Source organism: Micromonospora sp. RV43 (assembly GCF_001029515.1).
Lineage (GTDB): Bacteria > Actinomycetota > Actinomycetes > Mycobacteriales > Micromonosporaceae > Micromonospora > Micromonospora aurantiaca.
This window is the reverse complement of sequence record NZ_LEKG01000191.1, coordinates 1-14,649: the sequence shown is the minus strand read 5'-3', so window position 1 is coordinate 14,649 and position 14,649 is coordinate 1. Positions and strand designations below refer to the sequence as shown.

13 protein-coding genes and 2 pseudogenes are annotated in these 14,649 nt (G+C 60.1%); 12 read left to right on the top strand and 3 right to left on the bottom strand.

Translation table 11 applies throughout. From position 1 onward, the window contains the following. The 10 genes and pseudogenes from ABD52_RS41170 to ABD52_RS31780 all read left to right on the top strand — a co-directional run. Positions 1-559 (top strand): annotated as a pseudogene (locus ABD52_RS41170) (hypothetical protein); the annotation flags it as partial. Between the two features lie 4 nt (positions 560-563). Next, complete coding sequence (locus ABD52_RS39465; protein WP_152748349.1) at positions 564-965, top strand: hypothetical protein; 402 nt, start codon at positions 564-566, stop codon at positions 963-965. Next, positions 965-1,120, top strand: coding sequence for a hypothetical protein (locus ABD52_RS39920; RefSeq protein WP_161801650.1), 156 nt, complete (start codon positions 965-967; stop codon positions 1,118-1,120). Before ABD52_RS39465 ends, ABD52_RS39920 begins: the two co-directional genes overlap by 1 nt. A gap of 1 nt (position 1,121) precedes the next feature. Then, the gene (locus ABD52_RS39460) at positions 1,122-1,832 is read left to right on the top strand and encodes a hypothetical protein (RefSeq protein ID WP_152748348.1); all 711 of its coding nucleotides are present in this window, start codon (positions 1,122-1,124) and stop codon (positions 1,830-1,832) included. A 66-nt stretch (positions 1,833-1,898) separates the two neighbouring features. Continuing rightward, positions 1,899-2,321 (top strand): hypothetical protein, encoded by a 423-nt coding sequence (locus tag ABD52_RS39915; protein ID WP_161801649.1) that lies wholly within the window; start codon positions 1,899-1,901, stop codon positions 2,319-2,321. Further along, entirely contained in the window at positions 2,321-2,785 is a 465-nt protein-coding gene (locus ABD52_RS39450) for a hypothetical protein (RefSeq protein WP_152748346.1), read from the top strand. The genes ABD52_RS39915 and ABD52_RS39450 overlap by 1 nt, the downstream gene beginning before the upstream one ends. Positions 2,786-2,787: 2 nt before the next feature. Further along, the gene (locus ABD52_RS31785; RefSeq protein ID WP_152748345.1) at positions 2,788-3,093 is read left to right on the top strand and encodes a hypothetical protein; all 306 of its coding nucleotides are present in this window, start codon (positions 2,788-2,790) and stop codon (positions 3,091-3,093) included. Between the two features lie 125 nt (positions 3,094-3,218). Then, the gene (locus tag ABD52_RS39445; RefSeq protein ID WP_152748344.1) at positions 3,219-5,249 is read left to right on the top strand and encodes a hypothetical protein; all 2,031 of its coding nucleotides are present in this window, start codon (positions 3,219-3,221) and stop codon (positions 5,247-5,249) included. A 17-nt stretch (positions 5,250-5,266) separates the two neighbouring features. Continuing rightward, entirely contained in the window at positions 5,267-8,563 is a 3,297-nt protein-coding gene (locus ABD52_RS39440; protein ID WP_152748343.1) for a hypothetical protein, read from the top strand. Positions 8,564-9,117: 554 nt separating this feature from the next. After that, positions 9,118-9,504: a hypothetical protein gene (locus ABD52_RS31780; protein WP_047894175.1), complete on the top strand. Its 387-nt coding sequence runs from the start codon at positions 9,118-9,120 to the stop codon at positions 9,502-9,504. A 1,357-nt stretch (positions 9,505-10,861) separates the two neighbouring features. Here ABD52_RS31780 and ABD52_RS31770 read toward each other — a convergent pair. Next, positions 10,862-11,128, bottom strand: coding sequence for a hypothetical protein (locus ABD52_RS31770; protein ID WP_047894174.1), 267 nt, complete (start codon positions 11,126-11,128; stop codon positions 10,862-10,864). A gap of 13 nt (positions 11,129-11,141) precedes the next feature. Then, a complete protein-coding gene (locus ABD52_RS41160; RefSeq protein ID WP_235437619.1) occupies positions 11,142-11,903 on the bottom strand; it encodes a helix-turn-helix domain-containing protein in 762 nt (253 codons plus the stop codon). 125 nt (positions 11,904-12,028) lie between these two features. Between ABD52_RS41160 and ABD52_RS39435 the strand changes: the two are divergent. Next, positions 12,029-12,133, top strand: a pseudogene (locus ABD52_RS39435) (DUF1684 domain-containing protein); the annotation flags it as partial. A gap of 53 nt (positions 12,134-12,186) precedes the next feature. On the opposite strand, the gene ABD52_RS31765 reads toward ABD52_RS39435, so the two are convergent. Continuing rightward, complete coding sequence (locus tag ABD52_RS31765) at positions 12,187-12,774, bottom strand: general stress protein (RefSeq protein ID WP_013285375.1); 588 nt, start codon at positions 12,772-12,774, stop codon at positions 12,187-12,189. 111 nt (positions 12,775-12,885) lie between these two features. Between ABD52_RS31765 and ABD52_RS31760 the strand changes: the two genes are divergently transcribed. Next, positions 12,886-14,649: glycoside hydrolase family 15 protein (locus ABD52_RS31760; protein ID WP_047894173.1), on the top strand; the 1,764-nt coding region annotated here is incomplete at its 3' end.

The following is a 14,649-nucleotide window of genomic DNA, read 5'->3' as shown; positions in this document are numbered from 1 at the left end:
CGGACCCGGGCTGCCGCGTTCACGCCACCACCAGCCGGATACCTCATGCCTCCGACCTACCGCCCACATCGACCCAGATCACGCAGACACGCCGACGGACGTCAGCCTTTCAACCTCTGTAGCCACCAGCCGCACCTACAGCGTTGCTGGCCGCCTGGTGCACGAGGCTGATGCAGACCTGTTGATCGTGGACGACATTGCCAGCGCTGTTGGCCTGCTGGTGGAGACAGGCAACGGAACCTCATGGACCGCAGTGACGGACTACGACCTAGAGCCTGAGAACGCTCTAGCCCTAGGCAGGCCTGCCACGTACCTACGCCGCAGCTCGTGGGGAGGCTACGGCCGGACACGGGTGAGGGTTACCGCCAGGTGGGGTTGGCCGGCAGTCCCTGAGGAAGTCGTACAGGCCACGCTTATGCAGGCAGCTCGTCTGTGGAAGCGCAAGGACTCAGTAGACGGCATGCGAGGCAGCGAGGAATTCGGATTCCTGCGGGTTGCCCGTATGGACTCTGACGTACAGGCGCTCTTGCGCCCCTTCATCATCAAGTCAGTCGGGTGATCGCATGGATATCTCAGCAGTACGGCAGGCCATTGCTGACGCCGTTAAGAATGCTATCCCTGGCCTCAACACCTACGCCTACGTGCCGGATTCAACGTCTGTGCCCTGCTTCTACGTCGGTGGCGTAGAGGTCAGGTACGACCAGACGCTAGGCGACAACAACTGTGAGCTAAGCATCGTCTGTCCAATCCTGATCAGCAACACCAACGATCGCTCAGGGCAGATGCAGCTAGACACATTCCTGATGCCTGCTGGTGACCAGTCGTTGAAGGCAGCTATTGAGTCTGATCCTTCTCTTGGTGATCTGTGCAGCTTCGTAGAGGTTGTCAGCGCTCAGAACTACGGCTACAACAACTCGCGTCTTGGTGCTGATCTGATTATCAACGTCGTAGGGAATGGTGTCTGATGGCTAAGAAGTATCTCGTGAAGGTCGGACTCAACTACCCGACCAAGACTAAGAAGGACAAGCGAGCCGAGCCAGGCGACAAGGTAACCGACCTGCCTGAAAAGTCGATTGCTGAGCTGATCGACCTTGGCTATATCGAAGAGGCAGGTACCTGACATGACTTACGTTGCTTATAGAAACTCTCGACTGTTGGTTAATGACAGCCACGTCACAGGCAACATTAAGGAATGGTCCGTCAACTTGAGGCGTAGTTACGCTTCTGTGTCGTCCATTCTTGATGATGGCGAGCGCTTCATTCCTGGGTTGCGCTCAGGTGCTATGAGTCTGAACGGCACGTTTGATTCAGCCGCAGGCAGCCTCTACGAGCGTGCTGCTGCTACCCGCACGGCTGAAGACGCTCTACTAGTCACGGTCATGCCTGAGGGCTTCACAGCCGGAAAGCTGGCTCTGTTCGCTGTCACAGACCTAGACGGGCTAGACGTTCAGTCGGCTACAGATGATGCCGTGAAGGTATCTGTCAGCGCTCAGGCTGACGATGGCGTAGACGTAGGCCGAGTGCTTCACGTTCACCAGGCCGAGACAGCCAACGGCAACACAACCGCTGTTGATGACGCTGCCAGTACTGCTACTGGTGGAGCTGGCGCACTGCACGTCACGGCTCTGACAGGCCTGACCGGACTAACCGTCAAGGTGCAGCACTCTACGGACAACACTGTCTGGGCTGACCTGATTACCTTCACCGCAGCTACGGGCAAGACCTCGGAGCGCAAGGCCATTACCGGCGCGGTGAATCGATACGTCCGCGCTCTGTGGACGGTTACTGGCACTGGCTCAGCTACTTTCGCTGTGGCTTTCGCCAGGCGCTAATCCTAACCAATTCATCCAGCCCGCCTATCTGGCGGGTTATTTGCTGTGCCTTAAGGAGAAACCATTATGGCTTTCGCACACTCTAGGAATTCTGTCTTTAAGCTAGACGATGGCGGCGGCACACTCCGCACGCTTGCTGGTCTGTCTGACGTTTCTGGTCTGCCTGGTGCGCCAGCTCGTGAGTCTGTTCTCTCTCTTGGTGACCAGGGAGAGCGGACCATCACGAGCATTGAGAACGTGACGTTCCAGCTTTCAGGTAGCTATGACGACACTGCTACTACGGGAAACATCGCAGTGCTGATTTCCCTACGCGGAATCGACAATACTGCCACGTTCGAATATGCGCCGAACGGAACGGCTACAGGCCAGGTTAAGGCTACGGGAGAATGCTTCCTAGCTGAGCTTGAGCTGTCCACTTCTGTTGGTGGCAAGGTTGGCTGGTCTGCCACTTTCCAGGTAGACGGCGTAGTGACCCTAGGCGTCTACTGATGGGTTTTGATGTACGTATTTCTGGTGGCGCTGAGCTGTACCGGCTGAAGAGCCAACTCAAGCAGCTCAGCGACACTGGTCTAGGCAGGGACATGGATAAGCGGCTCAAGTCCGCCACCAAGCCTCTGAAGCCAGCCATTGAGGCTGAGATTCCACGAGTCATGCCTAGCGGATATGCGCCTGTCCTGTCTGCCTCCATGAGCTATCGGCTCGCCAGCAAAACACGCAGGCAATCAACTGAGCTTCGCTACCGCGTCTTCGGTGACGGTAAGCAGGAGCGCCGAGACGTACCGGCCCTGAACAAGGGAACACTGCGCAGCCCTAGAGGCAAGAAGCGCAGGACATGGGTTTCCCAGAGCGTACGTACCGGATTTGTAGACAAGCCAGTAGAGCGACTGATGCCCGCTGTCCGTAAAGAGATGGCGGAAGTCCTCACTGATGTAGCTAAGAAACTAAGGGGATAACAATGCTTCGGATTACTTTGACTGCTGAGGATGCGGCTGCTCTGAACGCTCCTGAGGTAGTGGAATACAACCACCTCAAGCCACGCCTGAAGGAAGTACGCGCGCTGAATGAGCAGTGTGGCCTTGGCTATCAGGAGCTTCTAGAGCGCCTTGCTGACAAGGATGAGATTGCTGTCGCCATGCTCGTCTGGCTTGTGCTCGTCCGTCACGGAGTCAGCGTTTCGTGGAATGACTTCGATCTGGACATGTCGGCAACAGAGGTTGTGCCTGTTGAGGCAGACCCAAAAGAGAAGACGAGTTCGGACTAACCGAACTGTACCCAATCTTTGCTCGGATCTATCACCTGACTCCTGAGCAGGTAGACGAACTAGACCTTGAGCAGTTCTCTGCGTTCCTCACTGACCTAGACAAGTTAACAAAGGGGTGACCGGCCATGGATAAGAGGGAACTCCTTTTTAGCTTCCTCGGTAAGGAAACGATTTCTCCTACAGCCAAGAAGGCTGCCGATGCGGTAGACAAGCTCGGCGAGGAATTCAAGGCAACCGGTAAAGATGCCAAGAACCTAGACAAAGAGATTGACCTGACAAAGGGCAAGCTCAGTGAGCTAGCGGTTGCCTTTGCTCGCACAGAAGATGCGGCAGGACGTGTCGACATCACGAAGAAGATGCGTGAGCAGCAGCGGGAGCTATCCAAGCTTACTAAGGCTCGTAAGTTCATCGACCTTGACGACGCTGGGGACGATGCAGCCTCAGGCTTTGCAGCACGCTTCATCGGCCGGTTAGGTCCACTGGTTGCCAGTGCTCCGCTAGGGCCTGCTGGTGCCGCTGCTGGTGCCACGATTGGCGCTACGGCTGCTCCCATCATCGGTGGCCTGATCTCCGCAGCGATTGTTGGTGGAGCGGGTATCGGTGGTGTTATCGGCGGTGTCACTCTGGCAGCTCGTGATCCTCGGGTAGCTAGTGCTGGCAGTCAGCTAGGTAAGGCTGTCATGAAGGATCTAGAAGACTTCTCGCAGGTTTTCGTAGGTCCGACCCTAGACGGCATCAAGACGATTCAGGGTGCCTGGCGCTACGCCTCAGGTGACATTCAGAAGATCTTTCAGTCTGCCTCCCGCTATGTGGTTCCTCTGGCTCGTGGCGTGTCTGGTCTGGCTCGTGAGGCTCTTCCTGGCATCCGTAAGGCTGTAGAGGCTGCTGGTCCTGTCATTCGTGAGATCAGCGTTGGCCTGCCTCGCCTAGGTCGTTCCATCGGGGATCTGTTCGGCAGTTCGGCTGAAAATGCCAATGAGGCAGCAGCAGCGGTGAGGGGTCTATTCCTAGGCCTAGAGCAGATCATCAAGATTGTTGGTGTCGTTGCTGGTGCGCTGAGCATGATGGCTAAGCCGGTGATCATCGTCGGTAAGGCTATCGCTACGGTTTATGACACCCTGCTTGGCTGGATTCCCGGAATTGGCAGCGTGACGCAATCCTGGCGTGACAACTGGAATTCCATGGACGATGCCCTAAAGGATTTCTCAGAGTCAGGTGTCGCCAGCACTGTCAAGGTTCGGGATGCTGCCGGTGACTTGGCGGTTGAACAGGAGAACCTACGCCGCAATATCGCTGAGGCTGCTGGCGCTGCCAGGGATCAGCGCTCCGCTCTAGACGAGCTGGCTACGGCGATTCGTTCGCAGACCGATCCTATGTTTGCCCTCATTGAGGCGCAGAACGGTTTGAAGGATTCGCAGAGCGAGTACAACCAGGCTGTCAAGGAGCACGGTAAGAATTCGCCTCAGGCTAAGCAAGCTCTGAGGGATATGGCTCAGGCTGCTCTTGAAGTGGAATCGGCTACTGGTGCCGCAGCAGGAATGTTCAACGGCAAGCTATCGCCTGCCCTGCGGGCAACCCTGTCGGCTGCTGGTTTCACTGAGGCTCAGATTGCTGACCTAGAGAAGCAATTCGTGAAGGCTCAGGCTAAGGGTGACAAGTTCGCTAAGAACTATCAGGCCTCTGCTGGTCTGACTGACAACGCCTCACCGAAGATTCCGATTATTCAGCGCAAGATTGATGGCTTGCACGGCAAGACAGTCATCGTGCATGTGAAGTATGAGGAAAGCGGTAGGCGTCAGGGTGAGCACATTATCGGCCACGGAACCAAGCTGAAGGGTCTGGCTTCTGGTGGTCCGGTAATCGGCCCTGGCCCTAAGGGCGTTGACTCTGTTCCTCGCATGCTGGCCCCTGGTGAGTTCGTCTTGTCCGCCAGGGACGTAGACCGCATGGGCGGATTCCAAGCCGTAGAGAAGATGCGTCGGAATCTGGGCAATGGCGGTACCGCTGTTATGGCTAGGGCTTCATCGGCTGGTGGCGGAATCAACATCAATGGACCTGTGTACGTCACAGCCAACAATCCTGATGAGTTCATCGAGCAGCTACGCAAGAAGGCTCGCGGTAACGGTGGGGTTGTTCGTTTTATCGATGAGAAGTAAATAGGGGGAGTGCTGTCATGGCAGCGAACGAAATCAAGGCAAGGATCTTTGCTGGCTCTCTTGGCTGGCATGACATCACTCCTGACCTACGCCAGGAGTCCGCTCACACTGGCGGCGGTATCAGCTTCAGTGGCGGGCTCTCGGCGCAGGGCTCTCAGGCCTCTTACGGCACAGCCTCAATGGTGCTCTACAACGGGCACGGCAAGTACAGCCAGCGCAATCCGATGAGTCCTCTGTCCGGCTACCTGACTCGCAATACCCCTCTGTTCGTCTACAAGGAGCTTTACGCAGACACGTTCAGCCGCACTGTTGCTGGCGGAATGGGCACGTCTGACTCAGGTCAGGTATGGAATTCCTTCAATCCTGCCGGTTGGAACGTGAGTGCCGGCAAGGCTACATGGACGTTTCCGGCTGTCGGTTCCGCATCTACTAACACGCTGACCGGAGGCGAGACAATCGACTCTGAGCAGGTTGTAGACATCCAGCCTTCCGCTGTGGCGACTGGTGCACGTATGTCAACCGGTGTGGTGTCTCGCTGGATTGGTGGTGGAGATAGCTACTACTGGTTTAGGACTGACTTCGAAACCAGCGGCAAGGTAACAGTGAAGATCAGCGTCAGGCTCAATGGCAGCGCTGGCCTAGAAGATCTGATCTCGGTTCCGACATCCATTACTTACAGCGCTGGCACGACTCTGCGGATGCGTGCTCTGACTGCTGGCACTCACCTGGCGGTGAAGGTGTGGCGGGCTACTGATGCTGAGCCTGCCGCATGGACTGCCATTGCAGGTGACAACAGGATCAGCGTTGCTGGCCTTGTGGGAATCCGTAACTGGCTGGTTACTGGCAATACCAACTCTCCGCTTCCTTCAGTCACTTACGACAACTACGAGGCAGTAGAGCCGATCTTTGCCGGTGAAATCTCTGAGTGGCCTGTCCGGTGGCATCCAACCGGCAATGACGCTTGGGTGAGTGTTGAGGCGTCCGGAATTCTGCGCAGGCTGAATCAGGGTGCCAAGGCTCTTAACTCGCCTCTGTATCGCACTCTGACGAGCTACAAGCCTATGGCGTACATGCCGCTAGAGGACGGCTCAGACTCGACTGCCCCAACGAACGTGGCTCTTGGTGGTTCCATCTATGGCTCTGCCAGGGAAGTCACTTTCAGCGCAGACAACACCTTGAAGGGTGCGGTGACAACAGCGAAGCTAGGTGCCGCTACCTCATGGCTGAACGTCAAGGCTGGCCCTGCTTCCGGTAACTCATCATGGAGCTTCCTGCTGTTCTTCAAGCTCGATTCACTGCCAACAACGTCCGCGTATGTGGACCTGGCGAAGATTGAGAGCAGAGGCGCTGTTACTCAGTGGACGCTGAGCATCAACAACACCAATTACCGCTGGGTCGGTACTGCTAGTGACGGCTCAACAGTTACGAGCGCTACTACCGGCAGCTTCGGATCGGATGCCTCGCCTACCGGTTGGGTCGCTATGAGCCTTCAGGTTGTTCAGGCTGGCAGTAATGTCGAGTGGACAGCCTTCTTTCATGGTGTCGGATCAGGTACGTGGTACACGATTCCTGGTTTCAGCGTCACCTATACAGGTGCGTTTGGTAATCCGACAGCAGCCACGATTGCCACTGGCGCGCTCGTGGCCTCTGTGGGTCACGCAGGCCTGTTCCCTGTCGAGCTGCCGATTGTGACATGGGAATTCCGTAACGCCTCTAACGGCTATGTCGGTGAGACAGCCGGTGACAGGATCAAGCGCCTTGCGCGTGAAGAGGGAATCCCTGTCGATATCGTCGGCACGATTTCTGAGACAGCGCCTATGGGAAGGCAGAAGGCTGACAGCTTCCTGAATCTGCTCTACTCGTGTGCTGAGGCTGATGGTGGTCTGTTGACCGAACGGCAGCAGTCCCTAGCCCTGTCGTACCGGACGAGGGAAAGCCTCTACAACAGGCCAGATCTGGCCCTGTCGTATCAGACAGACAAGTTCGCTGAGCTGATGCCGATTGAGGATGCTGACGACATCCGCAATGACGTGACAGTCAAGCGTGAGGATGGAGCCTCAGCACGATTCGTCGTTGAGTCAGGTCCACTGTCTGTGTCGGCTGTAGGCAGCTACGCGGACTCGTTGACGCTGAACCTGGCATACGACGAGCAGGCTATTCAGCATGCAGCCTGGCGAGCATTCCAAGGCACCGTAGACGAGGCCCGTTGGCCTACCGTAACGGTCAACCTGATGCACCCTGACTGGCAGGCTAATCCTGCTCTCAGGCGTCAGGTGGCAGCACTGAACGTCGGTGACTTCATCAGCATTGATGACTTGCCGGCCTTTCTGCCACCAGGGCCGGTGAAGCTGCTGATTGTTGGCGTCAGGGTGAGCCTTGACGCGTTCCGGTGGCAGATCACGTGGACCTGTAGGCCTGGCTCTGTCTGGACTGTGGCGCAGGAAGGCAGTGACACACGGGTCGACTCCGATACGTCGTATCTGGTGGCTCCTGTAGGCGCTTCCGACACGACGCTGACGGTTGTGTCAGGACCAGGGGATGACTGGACTACCGATCCGGATGACCTGCCGATCCCTGCCCTTCTCGGTGGCGAGGAAGTATCGATTACTGCCGTCAACCCTTCCTTGGTGGACAGCTTCACCAGGACAACCAGCAACGGTTGGGGAGACGCTACAAGCGGCCAGCCTTGGACCTGTGTGCCGTCTGCTCAGTTCGTCACTGACGGCTCTACTGCTCTCATTGGTCTGAACGCTACGGGCACAGCTTTTACGGGGACTGTTCCGAACATCGGCGCAGACCTAGACGTCACTCTGACTCTGACCTGTGATGCGGTTGCTGCTGGTGCCTTCTATGACCAGCGAGTGAGATTCCGGCTAGGTAGCGGATACGTCGAGAGTGTTGTTCGTTATCAGCCGTCAGGTCAGATTGACTTGCTCATTCAAACCAACGCTGTGTCTCTGGCTAGCCGTGCCTCATTCCTGCCTTATGGAGCTGGCAACAGCTTCAAGCTGCGGGTACAGGCTTTCGGTAACCAGATCAGGCACAAGCTGTGGCCTGCTGCTGGAATTGAGCCGATGTCATGGGCATCTTCTGTTACCGACTCATCGGTTGCAGGCTCGCCTACTGACGCGCTAGCGCTGGTCGGATGGCGTCAGTCCGGAAATACGCAGACTGGCCTAGCGGTGAGGTTCGACAACCTTGCCACTCGCAGCCCACAGAACTTCTCGGTTGTCCGGGGAGTGAACCGTATCAACAAGTCTCATCCTGCCGGTACTCCTATGCATGTGGCTAATCCGGCTATTGCTGCTCTGTGAGGTAATCAATGACTACTATTCAACCAGGAATGAAGCTGACGGCAGCTCGTCTGAATCCTGCTCCACCAGGCATCGCCTATTCGCCGTCAACATCGGCCGCTATTGGTACGACTGAGACTGTAGTACTGACTATTCCGAATATGGTTTTCAAGGCAGGGAAGGCCTACAAGGTCACTATGAAGGCCATGATGTACGGCAGTGTTGCTGGCGCTCTTGGAAACTTCAGGGTCCGTAAGACAAACGCGTCAGGTGCGGATTGGGGAGAGTATGGGCGTACCCGCTGTGAGGGAACCAACTCAGGTTCTTCTGTGGGCGTAGGAGGTAGCCCGCTCTATCTCACAAGGTCTGCTAATACTGACCTGACGGCCGATGTCGTTCTGACGTGTTCTGCCAACACAGGAAACACAGTTACCTTGTGGGCTAGCGCTGCAACACCTCGCACTTTCCTCATCGAGGAAGTAGGAGACGCAGCAGATTATCTAGGCCTTGGCGTAGACGTGACCTGATTTTAGAAACAAGAGGCCGGGAGCCTGTTAATGGGGGAAGGCCTAAACATGGACCCAATCATTATTGGAGCAGGGGCGAGCGTCATCACGGGAATTATCGGTTTCGTGACCGCTCGCCTCAGCGCAAAGGATCAAAAGGAAGTTCCGAGACTGACCGCTGAGGCGGCTGCGTTCACACTGGCGAAGGATCAGTACCTAGCCATGATTCGTGAAGTAAGAGAGCAGTACGCCAGCATGATCAATGAGCTTGAGGAGCATATTGCTTGGCTAAAGCGCGAGTTGGCGGATCGGGTGAAGGAAAATGCAGAGTTGCGCCAGCGTATAACCACCCTTGAGGAAGCCGTTGCCCACTACAAGAGCCAGCTCGATTCGGCTGTTGAAGCTCTCAAGAACCAGTCGGTTGTGATGGTCGATCAGATTGAGAAGACAGTATGAGAAAGCCCCTACAGGTCCAAGTGGTCTGTAGGGGCTTTTCTCGTCTTAGGAGCAGCGGAAGACCTGTCGTTGCCTGTGTTGCCGCTGCTTGATCCGCCATGCCCTCAGCAGCCGACGTGCCCGGTCTACCCGAGGACAGCCACCAGGCCGACAGTGAGGGCAGCGCTTCTTGCGGTGGAAGTCGACTGTGTAACCGGCAGCCATGATCACATGCGGAGGCTCAGGCTCCCATCGCTCGATCATTTGCCGTACCGGCCCGGCTTGCTGTTGGGTCGCCTGTTCATGGTCCTGACAGCGTGGCTAGAGCGCCACAGGGCCGCTCTGGTCATCAGAGGCCTGTCTAGCGGTATGACCTCAGTCGAGCGGTTCCATGGCGGCATCTGAGGCTGCTCAGGGCACACAGCGTAAGCGCCGGCACGGTCCGGGTACGCCGTAGCTGCCTGGGTGCAGTCGATCGGCTCTTCCTTGCGCTGGAACCACTTGCCCACACGGAACATGGTTGGCCGCCTCCTAGTGCCACGGGGTTGACGTGACGACAACCCTACGTGAGCTGAGCGGGTGGCGTACAGGTCTGCCCGGACACGACACGCCTACTCAGGGCGTCCATAGCCTGACCCGTGTGGAGTTGATGGGAGCGGCTGAGATCCAAGAGCGCTTGGGCGTGTCCCGCCAGCGCGCGTACATCCTGATCAACCGCCGAGACTTCCCGGCACCTGTCGCCACACTCAAGATGGGGAATGTGTGGCTCAGGGAGCACGTAGAGGCTTGGATCGCGCAGAAGCGGCCTCACTTGCTTGATGGTGGGGAAGAGCCTTAGTCTGTGCTCTCCTGAGTCAGATGCAACTTACAGGGTTGTGCCTGCAATACAGCTCAGGAAAAGGGAAGAGGAGCGGATTTCGGTCCGCTCCTCTTTCTCATTCCTCGGGTAGATATCCGTACAGGATCAGTAGCAGTATCCATGCGTTGATGTGATGAGTCGGGCAGAGATACCTTCTTTCGTTGTCGACGTTGGTAAAGGCTACTGTTCCTGGCTCGTCACATCTGGCGCACGTCATGATTACTTCTCCCTGGCTTCCTTCAGTTCCTTGGTTAGCTTCTCGATAATCGGCTGTCTCGTCTGAGCCTTAGCCTCTGCGGCTTGCAATCTGCTTTGCAGCGTCATCCCAAAACCTCCGATCCTGCTCTGCGTACTTCTCGGCTAGTTCCCGGTTTGCCTTGATAAGCATGTCTCGTGGCCTCATGGCTGCTCTCCTCTTCCTTGGCCCTACTTAACTAATCGCCACATCGGCGAATCAAACTCGGTATGAGAGCAAAGAAAAAGGGCCACCCTTTTCGGGCAGCCCTCTTCCTCGTGAAATCAGATCAGCGCAGGCCTGATCTCCCGCCAGGTGATGACCGGCTGTTCCATGAAGTCGATGATGCTCAGCTCGATCACACGGGAGCCGTCAGGAGTCTCCTCAGCGTTCAGGATCTCCGTGGTGGTCAGGTCAGCGCCTACGTGCTCGCAGCCGCAGGACAGGACGTAGGAGCGCATGCCCTCTACGCGGCCAGCCTCGGTGAAGCTCCATGAGTCGCGCAGCTCGTATCCGTTGATGGGTCCGTGCGTCGTACAGGTCGGCAGCATTGGTCAGTTCCTCTCAGGCGATTCCGGCAGTCTTGCGGATGTTGAACAGCTTCCGTTCCGACACGCCAAGCTCCTTGGCGATATCGGCAATCTTCTTGCCATCGGCACGTGCCAGCACGTAGGCGTCAAGAATTTCGGCATCGTTCCGATCGGCACGCTTCTCCGGATGTGCTGGCACGACAGGCTTGCGCGTGCGAGGCTTCTTTGCCGATTCGGCAGGCTTCTCGACTGGCACAGTTACCGGCACGGAATCGGCAACGTGCTGGTCAGCAGGCGTGCTGATTGGCATCGGCACGACATCAGCAACCGGCACGACTGGCAGGGGAGTGACCGGCACGAAATCAGCATCGGCAACCTTGTGCACTGGCACGGAATCGGCAATCGGCACGGCTGCTGGCAAACCGGCAAGCACCATCTTCATCAGTCCCATGAATGCCAGTGCCGGAACGGCAGACAGGAGCCAACCGGATGCCGATGGCTTTGCCACTGCAAGCTGTGCCGCCAGTGACAGGGTTGCCGCCGCAAGAAGCATGAAGACTGGCATGCCGATGGGCTTACCGATCCTGCGGTTACGGCGGATGGTCAGCAGGCTTGCAATCGGCACAAGCTCTGAGATGACTGCGTTGGCCCATCCAAACCAGCCAGGCGTACCGGCAGGGCTGTTCGCCATCGTCCAATCGTGAACGTGCGTGAAGCTGGCCGCTCCTGCCGCCAGGCCTACAACAGTGATGATGGCTAGCTGTGCTGCCAGCTCAGGATCTTTGATCTTGCTCATCAGGGGTGCTCTCCTCAGTAGATGGTCACGTCTAACTCATCGGCCTGAGGGCTGATCAACCCCTGAGTTTCCTCAGGTCAACCTGTGTGCCTGCGGCGCGGTGAGCTGTCCAACATCCTCGCCGCTATGACCCCAGTTGCGCCTACGACGACAGGTGGGCCTGCCCGCTGGCGCCGCCGGAGAACCGGGTGGACGTGCCGCTGCGTGCCGGGGAGCGGGCGTACCACTGACGCGGCGAGGGAGGACCCCGGCGGGGCCCTCCCTCGATGTCGCGTACCGCCGGTCAGCGGGCGGTGGCACCGGTCGGTGTCAGGTGCATCCGGCTCAGCAGCTGCTGGGCCTGGCCGGCCATCTCCGCGTCCACAGTCACCGCGTACTGGGCGGCGCGCAGTGAACTGGCCGACGTGAAGTCACGCTGCCCACCGCTCATGGCGTGCGCGACAGCGCCGAACACGGCTCCCCAGATCGCGCCGATCACCAGCCCGACCAGGATCACCGCCAGCCAGTTCCCGGCGGTGAAGATGCCGAACAACAAGCCGATGAACAAACCGAACCAGGCGCCGGTCCCGGCCCCGAGCAGGGCCGCCCGGCCCGTTGTAAGCCGTCCCATCACGGTCTCCACGAGCGTGAGGTCCGTACCGACGATCGAGGTACGTTCCACCGGGAACCGGTTGTCGGCCAGATAGTCCACCACGCGCTGGGCGGACGGATAGTCCGGGTACGAGCCGATCGTGACGGTCGGCGCCCCGGCATGCGGGCCGTGCCCGTCCCCGCTCGGCGGCGTCGGGCGACCGCCCGGTCCGGACGGGAGGTTGTCGCTGCCCGGCATTCCGGGTTGCCAGGCCGCGGTCGGAGTCGAGGGTCTGGTCATGAGCATCCTCCTTCGTCAACCCGCCGCGTTCCCGCCGCCGGGCAGCGGTAACGCGCCGGGCCGGACCGATGTGGCCAGGCATGGCGGCACCCGGGCCGGGTAGCCACACCCGTGCCGACCCGACACATCAGCGAGCACGGCTTCCTCGCCGACGGGCGCAGCGCGGCGCTGGTCGACCGCGACGGCTCGGTCAACTGGTGGTGCCCGCCCCGGTTCGACGCGCCGTCGGTGTTCGGGCGCCTGCTCGACGAGGGCGCCGGGCACTGGAGCATCCGCCCCGAGGGCGCGGCCACCAGCACGCGGTCCTACCTGGACGACACGCTGGTGCTGCGTACCGTCTTCACCACGGCGACCGGCACGGTCGCCGTCACCGACGCGCTGGCGCTGGAGCCCGGCGCGCGCGGTCACGACATCGGGATGCGCTCGCCCCGGGTGCTCGCCCGGCTGGTCGAGGGGCTCACCGGCGAGGTGCCGATGCGCGTCGAGTACGCGCCGCGGTTCGAGTACGGCCGGGTCGGCGCCTACCTGACCGAACGCGACGGGGTGGTGGCCGCCACCGCCGGAGCCTGCCGGCTGGAGCTGCGCGCCGACGTTCCGCTGACAGTCGCCGAGGGGGCCGCCGCCGGGCGGTTCACCGCCCGCGCCGGCAGCACCCACCGCTTCACCCTCGGGTACGCCCCGACGTACGCCGGTGCCGCACCCGCGCTGCCCGATGCCGCCGAGGTGGTGGCCGGGACGGTAGCCGGCTGGCGGTCCTGGTCGGCGCTGCACGACTACCGGGGCGAGTACCGCGACGAGGTGCGGCGCAGCGCGCTCGCGGTGCAGGGCATGACGTACGCGCCCAGCGGCGCGGTCGTCGCGGCGGCCACCACCTCGGTGCCGGAGCGGCTCGGCGGCGACCGCAACTACGACTACCGCTACGTCTGGCTGCGTGACTTCAGCCTCACCCTCCAGGCGCTCTGGCGGGCGGCCTGCCCGGACGAGGCGGACCGGCAGTTCACCTGGGTGGCGCGGGCGATGGGCCGGATCGGCGACGAGCCGGTGCCGATCATGTACGGCGTCGAGGGGGAGCGGGACCTGACCGAGCACGACCTCGACCACCTGGCCGGGTACGAGCACAGCCGGCCGGTGCTCGTCGGCAACGACGCCTGGCGGCAGCGGCAGAACGACGTGCTGGGCGAGGTGCTCGACGCCGCCTGGCTGATGCGGTACTACCTCGACCCGATGTCACCCGAGGTCCGCGACCTGCTGCGTACGCTCGCCGACCAGGCCGAGCGCGGCTGGCACCGGCCCGACGCGGGGATGTGGGAGGGGCGCGGGCCGGAGCGGCACTACGTGTCGTCGAAGGTGGAGTGCTGGACCGCGCTGGACCGGGCGGTCCGGTTCGGCTCCCGCATCGGCGAGCCCGCCGACGTGGCGCGCTGGGTCGCCGCGCGCGACGAGATACGGGCGGCCGTGCTCACCCACGGCTGGAACGAGCGGGTCGGCGCGTACACCGGGGCGTTCGGGTCCGACGACCTGGACGCCTCGGTGCTGGTCATGCCGCTCGTCGGTTTCCTGCCGGCGCACGATCCGCGGATGCGCGCCACGATGGACGTGCTGGAGCGGCGGTTGTCCCGCGACGGGCTGCTGCGCCGCTGGGACGGCGACCCGGCCGGGTTCGTGATCTGCTCGTTCTGGCTGGCCGCCTGCCTGGCCGAGGCGGGGGAGCTGGACCGGGCCCGGCGGCTGTTCGAACGGCTCGCCGCCCGCACGAACGACCTCGGCCTGTACGCCGAGCAGATCGACCCGGACACCGGCGAGCAGGTCGGCAACTTCCCGCAGGCGTACTCACACATCGGCCTGATCATCGCCGCCGGCCGCATCACCGACGCC

Excerpts from the sequence above, each read along its gene's own strand:
- ABD52_RS31785 (WP_152748345.1), top strand. The coding sequence starts at position 2,788 with ATGCTTCGGATTACTTTGACTGCTGAGGATGCGGCTGCTCTGAACGCT.
- ABD52_RS39440 (WP_152748343.1), top strand. The coding sequence starts at position 5,267 with ATGGCAGCGAACGAAATCAAGGCAAGGATCTTTGCTGGCTCTCTTGGC.
- ABD52_RS39920 (WP_161801650.1), top strand. The coding sequence starts at position 965 with ATGGCTAAGAAGTATCTCGTGAAGGTCGGACTCAACTACCCGACCAAG.
- ABD52_RS39460 (WP_152748348.1), top strand. The coding sequence starts at position 1,122 with ATGACTTACGTTGCTTATAGAAACTCTCGACTGTTGGTTAATGACAGC.
- ABD52_RS31770 (WP_047894174.1), bottom strand. The coding sequence starts at position 11,128 with ATGCTGCCGACCTGTACGACGCACGGACCCATCAACGGATACGAGCTG.
- ABD52_RS41160 (WP_235437619.1), bottom strand. The coding sequence starts at position 11,903 with ATGAGCAAGATCAAAGATCCTGAGCTGGCAGCACAGCTAGCCATCATC.
- ABD52_RS39465 (WP_152748349.1), top strand. The coding sequence starts at position 564 with ATGGATATCTCAGCAGTACGGCAGGCCATTGCTGACGCCGTTAAGAAT.
- ABD52_RS39450 (WP_152748346.1), top strand. The coding sequence starts at position 2,321 with ATGGGTTTTGATGTACGTATTTCTGGTGGCGCTGAGCTGTACCGGCTG.
- ABD52_RS39445 (WP_152748344.1), top strand. The coding sequence starts at position 3,219 with ATGGATAAGAGGGAACTCCTTTTTAGCTTCCTCGGTAAGGAAACGATT.
- ABD52_RS31765 (WP_013285375.1), bottom strand. The coding sequence starts at position 12,774 with ATGACCAGACCCTCGACTCCGACCGCGGCCTGGCAACCCGGAATGCCG.
- ABD52_RS31780 (WP_047894175.1), top strand. The coding sequence starts at position 9,118 with ATGGACCCAATCATTATTGGAGCAGGGGCGAGCGTCATCACGGGAATT.
- ABD52_RS39915 (WP_161801649.1), top strand. The coding sequence starts at position 1,899 with ATGGCTTTCGCACACTCTAGGAATTCTGTCTTTAAGCTAGACGATGGC.